Annotated in this window: 16 protein-coding genes; 8 read left to right on the forward strand and 8 right to left on the reverse strand. The window is 66.1% G+C overall.

The window, feature by feature from the left end:
• Positions 1–3 precede the first annotated feature (3 nt).
• The 3 genes from mtgA to C7R54_RS24815 all read left to right on the forward strand — a co-directional run bounded on the left by mtgA (position 4) and on the right by C7R54_RS24815 (position 2,945).
• Positions 4–738 carry a monofunctional biosynthetic peptidoglycan transglycosylase gene (gene mtgA / locus C7R54_RS24805; RefSeq protein ID WP_129153416.1) on the forward strand — a complete coding sequence of 245 codons (735 nt, stop codon included), beginning with the start codon at positions 4–6 and terminating at the stop codon, positions 736–738.
• 192 nt (positions 739–930) lie between these two features.
• The gene (gene lptG / locus C7R54_RS24810; protein WP_129153418.1) at positions 931–2,109 is read left to right on the forward strand and encodes an LPS export ABC transporter permease LptG; all 1,179 of its coding nucleotides are present in this window, start codon (positions 931–933) and stop codon (positions 2,107–2,109) included.
• Positions 2,106–2,945, forward strand: coding sequence for a symmetrical bis(5'-nucleosyl)-tetraphosphatase (locus C7R54_RS24815; protein ID WP_129153420.1), 840 nt, complete (start codon positions 2,106–2,108; stop codon positions 2,943–2,945). Before lptG ends, C7R54_RS24815 begins: the two co-directional genes overlap by 4 nt.
• 25 nt (positions 2,946–2,970) lie before the next feature.
• On the opposite strand, the gene C7R54_RS24820 is transcribed toward C7R54_RS24815, so the two are convergent.
• The 4 genes from C7R54_RS24820 to C7R54_RS24835 form a co-directional block, all read right to left on the reverse strand.
• Positions 2,971–3,714, reverse strand: coding sequence for a lysophospholipid acyltransferase family protein (locus tag C7R54_RS24820; RefSeq protein ID WP_129153694.1), 744 nt, complete (start codon positions 3,712–3,714; stop codon positions 2,971–2,973).
• 205 nt (positions 3,715–3,919) lie between these two features.
• Positions 3,920–4,318, reverse strand: a complete 399-nt coding sequence (gene ruvX / locus C7R54_RS24825; RefSeq protein WP_129153422.1) for a Holliday junction resolvase RuvX — start codon at positions 4,316–4,318, stop codon at positions 3,920–3,922.
• Complete coding sequence (locus C7R54_RS24830; protein WP_129153424.1) at positions 4,311–4,904, reverse strand: YqgE/AlgH family protein; 594 nt, start codon at positions 4,902–4,904, stop codon at positions 4,311–4,313. Before C7R54_RS24830 ends, ruvX begins: the two co-directional genes overlap by 8 nt.
• Positions 4,905–4,983: 79 nt before the next feature.
• The gene (locus C7R54_RS24835) at positions 4,984–5,148 is read right to left on the reverse strand and encodes a rubredoxin (RefSeq protein ID WP_094856060.1); all 165 of its coding nucleotides are present in this window, start codon (positions 5,146–5,148) and stop codon (positions 4,984–4,986) included.
• A 199-nt stretch (positions 5,149–5,347) separates the two neighbouring features.
• On the opposite strand from C7R54_RS24835, the gene thiD reads away from it, so the two are divergent.
• The 3 genes from thiD to hemL all read left to right on the forward strand — a co-directional run bounded on the left by thiD (position 5,348) and on the right by hemL (position 8,186).
• Positions 5,348–6,157, forward strand: a complete 810-nt coding sequence (gene thiD / locus C7R54_RS24840) for a bifunctional hydroxymethylpyrimidine kinase/phosphomethylpyrimidine kinase (protein ID WP_129153425.1) — start codon at positions 5,348–5,350, stop codon at positions 6,155–6,157.
• Positions 6,154–6,816, forward strand: a complete 663-nt coding sequence (thiE, locus tag C7R54_RS24845; RefSeq protein WP_129153427.1) for a thiamine phosphate synthase — start codon at positions 6,154–6,156, stop codon at positions 6,814–6,816. Before thiD ends, thiE begins: the two co-directional genes overlap by 4 nt.
• Positions 6,817–6,884: 68 nt before the next feature.
• Complete coding sequence (gene hemL, locus C7R54_RS24850; RefSeq protein ID WP_129153429.1) at positions 6,885–8,186, forward strand: glutamate-1-semialdehyde 2,1-aminomutase; 1,302 nt, start codon at positions 6,885–6,887, stop codon at positions 8,184–8,186.
• A gap of 93 nt (positions 8,187–8,279) precedes the next feature.
• Here the strand turns inward: hemL and siaD are convergent, their stop codons facing one another.
• The 4 genes from siaD to siaA are packed head-to-tail and all read right to left on the reverse strand — an operon-like array spanning position 8,280 to position 12,052.
• A complete protein-coding gene (gene siaD / locus C7R54_RS24855; protein ID WP_129153431.1) occupies positions 8,280–9,074 on the reverse strand; it encodes a biofilm regulation diguanylate cyclase SiaD in 795 nt (264 codons plus the stop codon).
• The gene (gene siaC, locus C7R54_RS24860) at positions 9,074–9,448 is read right to left on the reverse strand and encodes a biofilm regulation phosphoprotein SiaC (protein ID WP_129153433.1); all 375 of its coding nucleotides are present in this window, start codon (positions 9,446–9,448) and stop codon (positions 9,074–9,076) included. The genes siaD and siaC overlap by 1 nt, the downstream gene beginning before the upstream one ends.
• A gap of 31 nt (positions 9,449–9,479) precedes the next feature.
• Positions 9,480–10,022, reverse strand: a complete 543-nt coding sequence (gene siaB / locus C7R54_RS24865) for a biofilm regulation protein kinase SiaB (protein WP_129153435.1) — start codon at positions 10,020–10,022, stop codon at positions 9,480–9,482.
• Between the two features lie 41 nt (positions 10,023–10,063).
• On the reverse strand, positions 10,064–12,052 hold the full coding sequence (siaA, locus tag C7R54_RS24870) for a biofilm regulation protein phosphatase SiaA (protein WP_129153437.1): 1,989 nt from the start codon (positions 12,050–12,052) through the stop codon (positions 10,064–10,066).
• Between the two features lie 411 nt (positions 12,053–12,463).
• Between siaA and C7R54_RS24875 the strand changes: the two genes are divergently transcribed.
• Positions 12,464–13,507, forward strand: coding sequence for a hypothetical protein (locus C7R54_RS24875; protein WP_129153439.1), 1,044 nt, complete (start codon positions 12,464–12,466; stop codon positions 13,505–13,507).
• Positions 13,508–13,770: 263 nt separating this feature from the next.
• Positions 13,771–14,997 carry a bifunctional glutamate N-acetyltransferase/amino-acid acetyltransferase ArgJ gene (gene argJ, locus C7R54_RS24880; protein WP_129153441.1) on the forward strand — a complete coding sequence of 409 codons (1,227 nt, stop codon included), beginning with the start codon at positions 13,771–13,773 and terminating at the stop codon, positions 14,995–14,997.
• Positions 14,998–15,070: the final 73 nt, after the last annotated feature.

Genomic DNA, 15,070 nt, shown 5'->3' on the forward strand with positions numbered 1-15,070 from the left:
CGCATGGCGACGCGCCGCCCCGCAACCGGCCACTGGACCATCAAGCGCATCATCCTGGCGTCGCTAATGGCCCTGCTGTGCCTCGCGATCCTGTACGAGCTGTGGCTGTTTTGCATGGTGGTCTGGTATGCCCACCATAACCCGGGCAGCAGTGCGGTCATGCGCGAACAGCTGGCCGAACTGCGCAAGGACGACCCGCGCGCCACGCTGAAATTCACCTGGGCCGACTATGACCGGATCAGCGCCAACCTCAAGCGCGCCGTGGTGGGGTCCGAGGATGCCAATTTCCTCGAACACGACGGCGTCGAATGGGAAGCCATGCGCAAGGCCTGGGAATACAACCAGAAGCAGGCGGAACTGGGACGCGCCAAGATGCGCGGCGGGTCGACCATTACCCAGCAGCTGGCCAAGAACCTGTTCCTGTCGGGGTCGCGCACCTATCTGCGCAAGGGCCAGGAGCTGATCCTCACGTTCATGATCGAACGGGTCATGACCAAGCAGCGCATCCTGGAACTCTATTTGAATATCGCCGAATGGGGCGTGGGCGTCTTCGGCGCCGAGGCGGCTTCCCAGCATTATTTCAACACCAGCGCGGCGCGGCTGGGCACGGCCCAGGCAGCGCGCCTGGCCGCCATGCTGCCCAACCCCCGCTATTACGACAAGCATCGCGGCACGGCCTACCTGAACTCCCGCACGGGCATCCTGCAACGCCGCATGCCCCAGGTCGAAATACCGTAACAGGCGATGGGCGCGACCGTGCATACAGCGCCTGGGCGTTTTGCATAAACGCCGTCCAGGCGGATATCACTGTCCCGGTCCATGCCGGCCGGCCCATAAGCCCTGCATATTTGTTAAGCTTCCCGCTTTGGCGGCTCGTCTGCGTGTGCGGCGACCGTCCGGCTGAGATTATTCCCGCGATACCCGTTTCCGATGCGCACCGCCCGCCGTTACCTGGCTCGTGAAATCTACCGCTCCTGCACCGTCGTGCTGCTGGCGCTGATCGGTTTGTTCACATTCTTCGCGCTCGTGGACGACCTGGACAACCTGGGTGGCAAGTTCACCATCTGGGCCCTCTTCTACATCCAGGCGCTGGCCTTGCCCACACGGCTCTATGACCTGCTGCCGATAGGCTTGCTGATAGGCGCCATCCTGGCGCTCGCAAGCCTGGCCCAGCGCAACGAGCTGGTCATCCTGCGGGTCTCGGGCGTCAGCGGCATGCGCCTGCTGGGCATGTTGTGGATCGTCACCATCCCCCTGGTCATCGGCGCCACCATGCTGTCGGAATGGGTAACGCCGGCCGCCGAAATCAGGGGCGGCGAGGCCAACCTCGTCTATCGCGGCAAGGCCGGCAACGGCCGGCTGGAAAGCGGCTATTGGTTCAAGGAGCCGACCCCGGACGGCGGCAGCCGGACCATCAATATCCAATCGCTGGGCGGCAGTGGCGAAGTCACGGACATCACCCTGTACGAGTTCCGCAAGGACCAGGAACTGATCGCCCTGTCCAAGGCCGAACGCGGCGTGTTCTCCAACGGCACCCTGGTCATGGAAAACGTGACCGAGAACCGCATCTCGGCGGATGCCGTGGACGCGCTGGACAAGGCCGAGCCGCCCAAGGAGCCGATACAGCAGGTCATCAAGCTGCCGCGCCGCGTCCTGTCCACCACCTTGACGGCGGAGCGCCTGCTGGCGCGCGTGCTGACGCCGGAACGGATGTCGGTGGCCACCTTGCTCGATTACATCGATTACCTGCGCCACAACAACCTGCAATACGACCGCCAGGTCGTCGCGCTCTGGCGCAAGGCCGTCTACCCCTTCACCCTGCTGGTGATGATGACCATCGCTGCTCCCGTGGCGTTCATGCAAACGCGGCGTGGCGGCGTCGGCGCCAAGGTCTTCATCGGCATCCTGGTGGGCGTGGCCTTCTTCATGGTCAACCAGCTGGCCCTGAACGTCGGCATGCTCAGCCATTGGCCGCCCTGGCTCACCGCGCTGGGCCCCAATGCGGCGGCCCTGCTGCTCGCCTTCGGCGCCCTGACGATGATGGAATACCGGCATGCGATCTCGCGCAATTTCGCGCAGCGAGCGCCCTGGAGCAAGTCGCCGGTATGAAGGGCCATGACATCTGGATGATCGGCGACTTGCAGGGATGCTGCGAGCCGCTGGGCAACCTGCTGTCGCAGGCGGAGCTCAGGGAAGATCCGCAAGCGCAGTACTGGTTCGCCGGCGACCTCATCAACCGCGGTCCGAAGTCGCTGGCGACGCTGCGGCGCGTGATGGCGCTGGAAGAGCGCGCCGTGGCGGTGCTGGGCAACCACGACCTGCACCTGCTCGCGGCGGCGGCCGGCGTGCGCAAGCCGGGCAAATCGGACACCATCGACGAAATCCTGTCGGCCCCGGACGCCAAGCAGCTGATCGACTGGGTGCGCCATCGTCCGTTGGCGCACTTCGCCTACGACCACCTGATGGTGCACGCCGGCACGCTGGCGAAATGGGATGTGGCCAAGACCCTGTCCCTGGCCAGCGAAGTGCAGGACGCCCTGCGCGGCCCCAACTGGCAACGCGCGCTGCAGAAGATGTACGGGAATCAGCCGGTGCGCTGGGACGACCAGTATCGCGGCGGCAAGCGCATGCGGGTGATCATCAACGCCTTGACGCGCATGCGCCTGTGCACGATGTCGGGCCATATGGAATTCGCCACCAAGGTGGCGCCCGGCGCGTGGCCGCCTGGCCTGATACCCTGGTTCGACGTGCCCAAGCGCGCCACCAGCGACATCACCGTGGTATTCGGCCACTGGTCCACGCTGGGCCTGCTGCTGCGCAAGGACGTCATCTGCCTGGATACGGGCTGCGTATGGGGCGGCAAGCTGACGGCGCTGCGCATGCGCGATCGCAAGCTGGTGCAGGTGGCTTGCGGCAAGGGCCTGGATCCGTTGGCCGACGGTTGACCCGCCCCGCGGGTCCGCCCCGGCGTCAGAGCAGGTGCGAACGTATGCCCTCGCGGGCGCGGCGCGACAGCTCCAGGCGCGACACGGGCGTCCCGTCGGGATTCTCCTGCGCCAACGGCGGCAGATAGACCACTTCCACCGCCAGCCCCCTTGTGCCCAGCACGCGCCAGAGATTGGCGACCAGCGATTCCTCGCCGACGAAGGCGGCAAAATGATCCCGCTGGCCATTGCGCAGAAAGCGCAGGGCCAGGGGCTGTATCGTCACGTTGGCCTGGCGCGCCGGCTCGAACAGGCTGGCGTGGAAAGGCAGCAGGTCGTATCCCTCGGTGGTGGTGCCCTCCGGGAACAGGCCCACGGCCTCCTTGCGCGCAAAGCGCCGCTGCATCGCCGCGCCCACCGTCTGCACCGCGTGCCGCTGGCCGCGTTGGATGAACAAGGTGCCGGCGCCGGCCACCAGCCAGCCCACCACCGGCCAGCGCCGGATTTCGGCCTTGGCCACGAAGGCGGTGGGCCGCACGGCATTGATCACGAAGATGTCGATCCATGACACATGGTTGGCCACCAACAGCACCGCCTCGTGCAAGCGCGGCGTGCCGCGCACCATCAGGCGGATGCCACAGGTGCGCATGAGGCAACGCGACCAGGTCCGATTGAGCAAAGCCCGGCCTGCCACGCCGATGAAGGGATAAACCGTGCCGACCAACACCAGCCCCACCAGGACCAGCAGGATCACCACCACGCAGCGGGGAATGAATCGCAACAACCGCATCGTCATGGCTGGGCGTCCCGGCGCGCAGCCTGCCGGCGCAAGGCGCTCGGCGCAAGTCGGTCGGGAGGGGTATACAGGCAGCCGGGGTCCAGGACGGTCATGGGGTGAATAAAGAAATATGGGGCGGCCGAGCCGGCGGCTCGCCGGGCGCAACCATAACACGACGCGGCGTCATCAAGACGGCGCGGGCCGTGGCCGGCCCCCCTTACCCTGGCAGGGCGTCCAGATAGCGTTGCAGAATCACCGCGGCTGCCATGGCATCGTCGTCGGCATGAGTGCCCAGGAGGGCCTGGGCCTGCATGCTGGATCCCCGCTCGTCGACCAGTTCCACCGCCACGCCGTAACGGCCGTTGAGCTGGTTGGCGAAACGGCGGCAACGCGCGGTCGCCTCCTGCTCGCCCCCGTCCGCCGTCAAGGCCAGGCCCACCACCACGCGCTGCGGCTGCCATTCCCGCAGCAGGGCCTCGATACGGGCAAAACGCGGCGCGCGCGCCTCGCCATAGATGATTTCCAGGGGGCGCGCCTGCCGCGTCAGGGTATTGCCGATGGCAATGCCGATCTTCTTGGTGCCGTAGTCGAACGCCAGCAGGGTTTCGTCAGGCATGGCCGGCATCGCCCGCCAGCATGACGGGATCGATACCCAGCAGCTTGAGGGCCGCGGGGTAACGCTCTTCCGGCGGCACGTCGAAGATGATATGGGGATCGGCCGACACGCTAAGCCAGGCGTTGCGCGCCATTTCGCTTTCCAGCTGGCCGGCGCCCCAGCCGGCATAGCCCAGCGTGACCAGCATCTGCTCGGGGCCGTTGCCGTCGGCCACGGCCTGGAGGACGTCGCGCGAGGTGGTCAGGGCCAGCCCTCCCAGCTTGATGCTGGAGTTGTAGTCGCCCGGCGGCATATGCAGCACGAAGCCGCGGTCGGTCTGCACGGGACCGCCGAAGAACACCGGCGTCTCCTTGACAGGGCCGATTTCCAGCGTCAACTCGATACGCTCGAAGAGCGTGCCCAGGGTGAGATCGGTGGGACGGTTGATCACCAGGCCCAGCGCGCCCTTGGTCGTGTGCTCGCAGACATAGATGACGGAACCCGCCAGGCTGCCTTCGACCATGTTGGGCATGGCCATCAGGAATTGATTGGAGAAGTCGACCGACGGAGAATCGCCGGGAACATCGGAGTGGCTGTCGTCAGTCATGGCGTATTCCTAAAAGGTGACGCACCGCGCCGGGACGCGCAGGGCTGCCGGAGCGAACCGGCGCAACGCGGATGCCCAATCAGATTTCCATCAGTTCGAAATCTTCCTTGCGCGCGCCACATTCGGGACAGACCCAGTTGGGCGGGACGTCTTCCCAGCGCGTGCCGGGGGCGATACCCTCTTCAGGCAGGCCGGTAGCCTCGTCGTACACCCATCCACAGATCAGACACATCCAGGTTCTCATAGTTCTCTCAGGCTTCCAAATCGTTTTCAGTCATGCGTGCCGGTCATACTTGCCCGTCCGAGTCCCCATTTTCGGATGGGCATCGGCAACGCGGCTGGCACGATCAATTAGAATGGGGTCGATCTTACCGAAACCCAATAGGCATTAGTCTGACTCAGCAGAAAAAATCCCAGGCCTGCCTTTTTGATTCGCTGTACACGTGACTGCCGCAACTCCTCCCATCGTTCTCATTTTTGGCCCCGCCGACCCCACGGGATCCGACGGCCTGCCGGCTGACGCCGTGACGTGCGCCCGCATGGGTTGCCACGGGCTGGCGGCGATTACCGCCATTACCGTGCAGGACACCGCGGTCATGGAGGAAGTCCACCCCATTTCCCCGGAATTGCTGGACGACCAGGCGCGCTGCCTGCTGGAAGACATGCCGGTGCAAGCCATCAAGGTGGGCGGCCTCTACAGCGCCGAATGCGCCAGCGCGGTCGCGCAGATCGCGGCCGACTACAGCCAGGTGCCGCTGGTCCTGCACCTGGGACAGCGCACGCCGCCCCCGGCCGACGCCGCCGACCAGGACGATGCCGACGACCTGCTGGCCGCGACCCTGGAGCTGGTGTTGCCGCAGGCCGACGTGGTCGTGGTCGAGCATGCCCGGCTGGCCCAATGGCTCAGCGACGGCACCCTGGAAATCGGCGAAGCCACGTCGGCTGCCCATGCCATGGTGGGCGCGGGCGCCAAGTGGGTGCTCGCTCTGGGTGCGCCGCTGCGACCGGGCCATGCCGTCAACCTGCTGGTCGGGCCGGAAGGCGCAACCACCAATTGGCCCTGGCAAGCGCCCCCCGACCGCGGCAGCGACAGCGGCGGCCTGCTGGCCACCACGCTGGCGGCCTGCCTGGCGCAGGGCATGGAAGTGCCCGACGCCGTGGAAAAATCCCTTGAGCTGGCCGATGCGGCGATCGCGGCCAGTTTCCTGCCCGGCATGGGCCGGCGCATTGCCAACCGGACACTCGCCCGATGAAAGCCCAACGCTTCCCCAGCGGCCTGTACGGCGTGACGCCGGAATGGGACGACACTGCACGCCTGCTGCGCGCGGTCCAGCAAGCCGCCGCCGGCGGCATGCGCGCGCTGCAATTGCGGCGCAAGGACATCCCCGCCGCGCAGCGGCGCGAGCAGGCGCAGGCCCTGGCGCCCCTGTGCCGCGAACTGGGCATCATTTTCCTGATCAACGACCATTGGGAACTGGCGCTGGAGATCGGCGCCGACGGCGTGCACGTCGGCCGCGATGACGCCGCCGTTGCCCAGGTGCGGGCGCAGGCGCCCGACCTCATCATCGGCGCATCCTGCTACAACGACATCCAGCGCGGGCACGACCTGCTGGCGGCGGGCGCCGACTACATCGCCTTTGGCGCCGTCTTCCCTTCCCCGACCAAGCCGCACGCCGTGCGCGCGCCCCTGGCCTTGTTGACGGAGGCACGCGCGCTGGCCGAGGAACAGCCCGCGCCGCGGCCCGCCGTGGTGGCCATCGGCGGCATTACCCCGGAGAACGCGCCGCTGCTGGCGCAGGCGGGCGCGGACGCCATCGCGGCGGTCAGCGGCCTGTTCGAGGCGGCCGACGTCGCGGGCACGGCTGCCGCCTATGCCCGGCCCTTCCTGCCCAAGGGCAGGCCGCAGCCCTAGTCCATTTACATTGCAGGCCCGGGCGGCGCGTCCGCCTGGCCGCCCATCATTCAGCGAGATTCACCGCCATGGCCACCAACGCCGAACTTTTCGAACGCGCCTCCCGCAGCATTCCCGGCGGCGTCAACTCGCCGGTCCGCGCTTTCCGCTCGGTCGGCGGCACGCCGCGCTTCATCGCCCGCGCCGTTGGACCCTATGTCTGGGACGCGGAAGGCAAGCGCTATATCGACTACGTCGGGTCCTGGGGCCCGGCCATCCTGGGGCACGCCCATCCGGACGTGGTGCGCGCGGTGCAGGAAGCGGCGGTGCATGGCCTGTCCTTCGGCGCGCCCACCGAAGCGGAAATCGAATTGGCCGAATTGCTGATCCAGCGCTTGCCGTCCATGGAACAGGTGCGCCTGGTCAGCTCCGGCACCGAAGCGACCATGACGGCCATACGCCTGGCCCGGGGCGCCACCGGCCGCAAGAAGATCATCAAGTTCGAAGGCTGCTACCACGGCCACGCCGACAGCCTGCTGGTGAAGGCCGGGTCCGGCCTGCTGACGTTCGGCAATCCCACCTCGGCCGGCGTGCCGGCGGAATTCGTCGAACACACGCTGGTCCTGGACTACAACGATCTCGACGGCGTCGGGGCGGCCTTCGAGGAATATGGCGAGGATATCGCCTGCATCATCGTCGAGCCGGTGGCCGGCAACATGAACCTGGTGAAGCCGCGCGCCGGCTTCCTGGAGGGTTTGCGCGAACTCTGCACCCGCCACGGCGCGCTCCTGATCTTCGACGAGGTCATGACCGGTTTTCGCGTCGGCCCGCAAGGCGTGCAAGGGCTGACCGGCATCAAGCCCGACCTCACCACGCTGGCCAAGGTGATCGGCGGCGGCATGCCCGTGGGCGCCTTCGGCGGCAGCGCGGACGTCATGCGCCATATCGCGCCGCTGGGCGGTGTCTACCAGGCGGGTACCCTGTCCGGCAACCCGGTGGCGGTGGCGGCCGGCCTCGCCACGATGCGCCTGATTGCCGCGCCCGGTTTCTACGAGCACTTGACCGCGCAAACGCGCAAGCTGGCCGAAGGCCTGCAGTCCCGCGCCCGCGCGGCCGGCCTGGCCTTCAGCGCCGACGCCATCGGCGGGATGTTCGGGATGTATTTCTCGGCCCACGTGCCGGCGTCCTTGGCCGAGGTATCGGCGGCCGACGTCAACGCCTTCAAGCACTTCTTCCACGCCATGCTGGACCGCGGCGTGCATTTCGCGCCGTCGGCGTTCGAAGCCGGCTTCGTTTCGGCCACGCACGATGACGCCGTGATCGAGGAAACGCTGGACGCGGCGGAGGCGGTATTCAAGGATATGAAGCAGGTGCCTGAAATAGGTGCCTGAAGCAGGTTCCTGAAGTAGGTGCCTGAAGCAGGTTCCTGCAGTAGCGCCTGGAGCAGGCCTGGACTGGCCTGCCCGGCTCCGGGCTGACGGCCCCTAGTTCTCGGTTTCCAGGGCCACGCGATCGCGCCCGGCCTGCTTGGCCAGGTACAGGGCCCGATCCGCGCGGCTCAGCACGGTGGAGATATTCTCGCCCTGCTGGTAGCGCGCCATGCCGACGCTGACCGTCAACGTCAGCGCTTCGCCGTCCATGTCCAGCTTCTTGCGGCGGACCGCGTCCAGCATGCGGTCGATGATGGCCTCGCCCTCGCTCAGCTTGACGCCGGGCAAGAGCACCAGGAATTCCTCGCCGCCCCAGCGCGCCACATCGTCGGTATCGCGCACGCTGGTGCGCATGATTTCCGCCAGCTCTATCAGCGCGCGGTCTCCCGCCTCGTGGCCATAGCGGTCATTGATGCGCTTGAAATGGTCCACATCTAGCATCGCCACCACGAAACCGCCGTCATACTCGGAGGAGGGATCGGCCAGGTCCTTCAGGCGCTCCATCAGGGCGCGGCGATTCAGCAGGTTGGTCAGCGGATCGCGGCTGGAGGACTCCTTCAACGAGGCATTCATGTCGCGCATGAGTTCCTGGTAGCCGTCGGAAATACGCACGATCTTGGCCAGCCGGCGCAATTCGCGATCGAAGCGATCGACCAGGCCCCGCTCGCGCTGGCGCGCCATCGACTGGAATGCGTCGGACAGATACGAAATACGCTCCAGCCGATCGAGCTGGTCGTTCGTATGCTGCCAGAGATCGGCCAGTGCCTCGCGCAGGGGATGTTCCTCATAGGCCGGATCGGCCAGGAGAATTTGTATCCGCCTTTCGAGGTCCTGGTAGCGTTTCTTCATCACCGGCTTACGACATCAAAGGGAAAGCTGCAATCCTCCTTGAACTCCTCGGCCAGTTCGCCGACGCGCTCGTTACGCGCATCGTAATACCAGGTGACCGACACCGGACGATCCTGAGCGTGAGCCGCTTCGAGCAGGTCGAAGATATCCATCACGGCCTTGACGCTGCTGGTGTTCAGGTACTGCAATTCGAGCGACAGGGCCAGCGGCGACTGGCTCGCGGCGAGATAGTCGTCGACCCATTGGATAACGGGGCCGAACAGTTCGAACGAATTCTCGGGATAGGAATCTCCACGCAATACGAGCACACCGCGGGAAGCGTCCGTCTCGATCGCGGGCGTCGACTGCGTGGCGGGGATATTCAAGTCATTCATGTGGGTAGTCTTCGAGAGTAGCCGGTACGAATCAGATGACAACGCTCAGGCTGAAAAAACCGCGACCATCGCCATGCGGGCTCAGGGTGGCTTCGATGCCGGCGGTCGCCCGGCGCGCCAGGTCGATCAGTCCCAGCCCGGCGCCGGTGGCCGCCGATGGATCGCGCGGCTGGCGCAGCTGTGTCTTGTAGACAGCCTTCAATTCGGCCTTGTCCATGCTCGCAAGTTCCGCGACGCGCCGCACCAGGCGCTCGCCATCGGCCAGCTCCACGCGGTTGCCGACCGTCACCGTATATCGCCCTTCGGGGTCCCGCGCGATGACGACCGTGGCCGCCGCGTCCGTATCGCCGTAGCCGTTTTTCAGGGCGTAATTACGGATGTTCTGCGTCATTTCGATGTACGCGGAGAAGACATCCATGGCCTCCGCCGGGCGCGCCTGGTCGATTTCGAGGTAGTTTTTCAGCGCATTGCCGATTTCCTCGATAAGGCTGCGCGAGATCGGACCATTGAAGCACAACAGGGTACGGTCCTGGTTGAATCGCTCGCGCAGCGCGTAGAGGTCCGAAGCATTCATAAGAGGTAGAGATCCGTGGCTGGATTGTTTCGAGTTATTCGCTATTCGAACCGGAAAGACAATATCGTAATGTCATCGCGTTGCGGCAGATTGCCCCGATATTCGGCCAAAGCCTGCTCGAAGGCATCGCACTGCTGCGACAAGGGCAAGCGGGCATTTTGCCGCAGCATTTCCGCGAAGCGCGTGCCGCCGAACCCGTAGCCCAGCTCGCCGCCCGCCTGGTCGAGGAAACCGTCGGTGGTCAGGTAGAAGGTCGAGCCCTGCGTCAGCGGCAATTCAAGGTTCGTATAGTCTCCCTGGCGCTTTTCACCCAGGGCGCGGCGCACTCCCTTGTGTTCGCGGCAGACATCGCCATTGCTTTCGTACAACGAAATCTTGGCGCCGGCGAACAGCAAACGGCCATGCGTGCGATCAATATAAACCAGACCGGCGTCGGTGCTGGTCGCCACGCTGTCGGGGAACTGGGCATCGCGCAACATCGCGCGGATCGCCCGGTCGGTGCGGACCAGCACCGCGGCCGGATCGGCCGGGCCGACCTCGGCCAGCGCGACATCGACGGCGGCGCGCACCAGCATCGTCATCAGCGCGCCGGGAACGCCATGTCCGGCGCAGTCCATCACACCCAGCAGGAAGTTCTCGCCATCGGCGCGGAAGACATAGAAATCGCCCCCCACGACGTCGCGCGGCTTCCACATCACGAAGTGCCGCAAGCCCATCGATTGCGCCATCTGGCGGTCGGGCAGGATGGCTTGCTGGATCAGGCTGGCGTAGTCGATGGAGTCGCCCAGCTTCTTGTTGACGGCGGCCATCGCACGGTTGGCGGCTTCCAGCTCGACCGTGCGCTCGCGCACCTTGCTTTCCAGTTCGGCGGTATGGCTGCGCACCTTCGCCGCCATGACGCCGAAGGCGCGGCTGAGATCGCCGACCTCGTCGGCGCCGCCCGCCGGCAAGGTCACGTCGTAGCGGCCGTCGGCGATGGCCCGGGCCGATTGCTGCAGGTTGCGAATGGGCCGCAGCACCAGGCGGTTGACCGCCAGGCCGAAGGCCAGCAGCAGGCCCCCCACCAGCAGCAACAGCGCCACCATCGCCGGCCAGACCCAGGTCATGTCGACGACACGGGCCGCGTGCAGGTCGACCGCCCCCAGCACATACCAATTCAGTTCCGGCACATAGGCCACCGAGACCAGCTGCCGCTTGCCTTGCAGGCGCAGCCATAGCGTGTGCGCGTGCGCCGGCTCGCGGCGGGCCGTGTCCATCGCCTGCTGCAATGCCGTCTTGTCGGCGGCGCCGCCGATCATGCTGTAGATCTTCGCGTTGTCGCCGGCCGCTATGGCGCCCGAGTTGTAGGCAATGCGCGCGGGATCAGGGTGCGCCTGGATGGCGCCCTGCGCGTCGATGATCATGGGGGTCACGCCAGGCTCGCCGCTGCCGACGAACTCACGCAGGAAATCGCTCAGGTCCAGGCCGGCGCCTGTAATGGCCACCGGCTTGCCGGCCTCGCGCACGATGATGTTGAACCACACCCGCGTGACATGCAGCTTGGCGTCCGGATTGACGTTGATGTTGTAGGCCGCATCCGACTTGATACTGCTGTAGAACCAGTTGTCGTTGGGATCCTGCGCGCTAAGCGTGTAGCGAGGCTGGTCCGAGTACGGCTTGTCGTCGTCGTTGAAATAGTAGTTGCCGCTCTTGGCGACGATGAGGAAATACGAGTGGGAACGGAAGTCACGCCGATAGCCTTCCGCCTCGCGGAAGAACATCGCGCGGCGCGCCGGATCGTCCTCGTCCTGCAGCCATAACCGCGTCACCTCTGAATAGGCCAGGCGCTGCGACAGCGCCAGTTCGCGCGACACCGGGGCCAGGATGCGCTGGCGGCTCAGCAGGGCGAAGTTGTCGGCATAGGCGCGGCCGAAGTGCTCGCGCACCTGCTCCATCGCGTGCCATCCCAGGAAAACCGTGGGTATGAGAGCCAGCAGACATGCCAATATCAGCGCGAGCAAGGACTTTGCCCGCAACCCCAACTTCGCCATTGTGGAAATTCTCCGTGTGCCGCCACACAGGATGCATACCCGCCGTGACCGCACCGCCCGGGCGTCAGTTACAAATATCGGCTTGACTGTCCTGTGATTGACAAATCGCCAGTGCCAGCCGGTCCATAGCCCGCACACAGATTGTCATAAAAGCGCATAGTGTAGAAGGGCCTAGTCCGAAATACCACTTGAAAAGGGGGCAAGGTCTGCGCTGAATCAAAGATTTCGCAAAGTGCGACGCCGCGAGCGCCCACGGATCACAATATTTCAAATTGAAACTTTTGTATTTCTTCCCATGATCGGGGTACTGTATCGCCAGTGCCCTGCGCGGCGGCCGGAACGCTTACACTGCTGTCCATGGCCCGCCCGCGTCGCGGACTGTTCATTCAACCGACTTTTTCGCCCCTTCCGATGATTCCGGTCGCGCTGCCCGGCGGCAACTTCTATCCGATGCTCATTGCGTCGTTGATATGCCTTGCCACGCTGCTGACCTGGATCGCCATCCTCTGTACCACCCCCTCGGCACGGCTGCGGGTACGTGAACACCCGCGCAAGAGCCTGGCCGTCATGGGGCTGCTGGCCCTGGTGGGCGCCGTTTTCCCCGCCGGCCAGGCGCAGCGCTGGCTGGTGGCGCGCGCCGCGGCGGAAGACGAGACGCGCCGCACGCTGGTGCTGGACCACGGCGCCGAACTGGACGGCATCGCCATGCCCGCCAACACCCGCCTGCTGCTGAAGACGCCCGGGCAGCTGGCCACCTTCGAACAGGCCAGCTTCCCCACCGCGGTCACCATGGACGGCGCCCGTATCAAGCAGCTGCGCCGCTATGTGCGCGGCGACGGCGCGGCGGCCACGGTCATCGGCGCCTCGGCCGCCATTTCCCAGGATCAGGACATCCACGGCTGGCGTTGCAGCCACGGGCATCTGGTCGAATTCCGCGTATCGGCGACCGACAAGCGCCTGCATTTCAGCAGTTGCCACCTGGCGAGCGGCAATCAACTCGACAAGCAGGCCATTCCGGCAGGCACCTGGGCCAGCCTGCGCACCGGTACCGCCGCGGCGGGCGACCCCAGCCTGGCCGAGGGCTGGCTGCTGCGCACGGACGGCAGCGAAGCCATGCTGGTCCAGGGCCTGCCCCTGCTCAAGGTCGAGTTGCGGCTGGACCCCCAGCGCAAACTGCAGTCTTTTGAAGGCGCGCTATCGCAGCCTTTCATCCTGGGCCCCATGACCTACCCGCCAGGCACGCGGGTGGCGACGGCGGGTCCGTCGCTGGTGGGCGCGCAGGCTGGCGACCTGGTCTTCAGCCCGTCGCGCGGCCGTTCAGCCCGGCGAGACGGCGGCCAGGACGTTGCGGCGGGCAACTCCGTGCTGCAGGCGCCGGACGGCAAGTTGCGGGCCGTACTGAGCAATCGGGCCGCTGGCGTGCTGGACTACGCCTCGATCGGCCTGACGCCTTGACGACGCCCTGACGCCCCCTTGACGAGGTCTTGTCGGTGGCCTTGTCGGTGGCCTTGTCGGTGGCCTTGTCGGTGGCCTTGTCGAAGCCCCCGACGGAGGCTTTGACGGACCTTTGTCGCGGCCCAGGACCCGGCGTTCCATGCGCTGCGCGACAAAGCGGGCGTAGGTCGCGACGATGGCCGCCGCAAAACACTGGGATAATAGGCGTTTTCCCTGCGACAGCCGGACCGCCGCGCGCGGCCCGCCAACTCGAGACTAGCGACATGGCCGTCAACCTGCAAATCCCCACGGAATCCGACATTTATCCCGTTCCCGGCATTGAAATCGGCGTTACCGAAGCCGGTATCCGCAAGGCCGGCCGACGCGACCTGACGGTATTCCGCCTGGCCCCGGGCACCAGCGTGGCGGGCGTGTTCACCCGCAATCGCTTCCGCGCGGCGCCGGTGCAGGTGTGCGAAGCCCATCTCGCGGCGGGCAAGCAGATCGCCGCCCTGGTGATCAACACCGGCAATGCCAACGCCGGCACGGGTAGCGACGGCATGCAGCGCTGCAACGACACCTGCGCCGAACTGGCCAGGCTGCTGAACGTGCAGGCCGACCAGATCCTGCCCTTCTCCACCGGCGTCATCCTGGAGCCGCTGCCCGTCGACCGCCTGGTGGCCGGCCTGCCCGCCGCCATCGCCAATCTGGGCCCCAACAATTGGTTCAGCGCCGCCCACGGCATCATGACCACCGATACGCTGCCGAAGGTCGCGTCGGCACGCCGCCAGATCGGCGGCAAGACCGTCACGTTCACGGGCATCAGCAAGGGCGCCGGCATGATCCGGCCGAACATGGCGACCATGCTTGGCTTCCTGGCCACCGACGCCGGCATCGCCCCTGACCTGCTGAAGCGGATGGCCCGCGAGATCGCCGACGTGTCCTTCAACCGCATCACCGTCGATGGCGACACGTCCACCAACGACTCCTTCATCATCATGGCGAGCGGCCAATCGGGGCTGCAGGTCGACAGCGCCAGCGACGCCGCCTACGCCGAGCTGCACCAGGCCCTGTCGGCCGCCGCCGCCGAGCTGGCGCAGAAGATCGTGCGCGACGCCGAAGGCGCCACCAAGTTCATGACCATCCGCGTGGAAGAAGCGGGCAACACCGAGGAAGCCCTGAAGGTGGCTTATTCCGTAGCCCATTCGCCGCTGGTCAAGACCGCCTTCTATGCTTCCGACCCCAACCTGGGCCGCATCCTGGCGGCGATCGGCTATGCCGGCATCGACGACCTGGACACCTCGAAGCTGCGCCTGTGGCTGGACGATGTCCTGGTCGCCACCGCCGGTGGCCGCAACCCCGCGTATCGCGAGGAAGACGGCCAGCGCGTGATGAAGCAAGCCGAGATCCTGGTGCGCATCGCGCTGGGCCGCGGCTCGGTGACGGACACGGTCTACACCTGCGACTTCTCGCACGACTACGTCAGCATCAACGCCGATTACCGCTCCTGAACGACGTCTCCCCGGGGGCGGTTCGGGAACCGCTTCCGGGGTCGACCTGCCCCCGGACCTGCCCCGACCCTGG

Source organism: Achromobacter aloeverae (assembly GCF_004121055.1).
In the GTDB taxonomy this organism is placed as follows: domain Bacteria; phylum Pseudomonadota; class Gammaproteobacteria; order Burkholderiales; family Burkholderiaceae_B; genus Bordetella_C; species Bordetella_C aloeverae.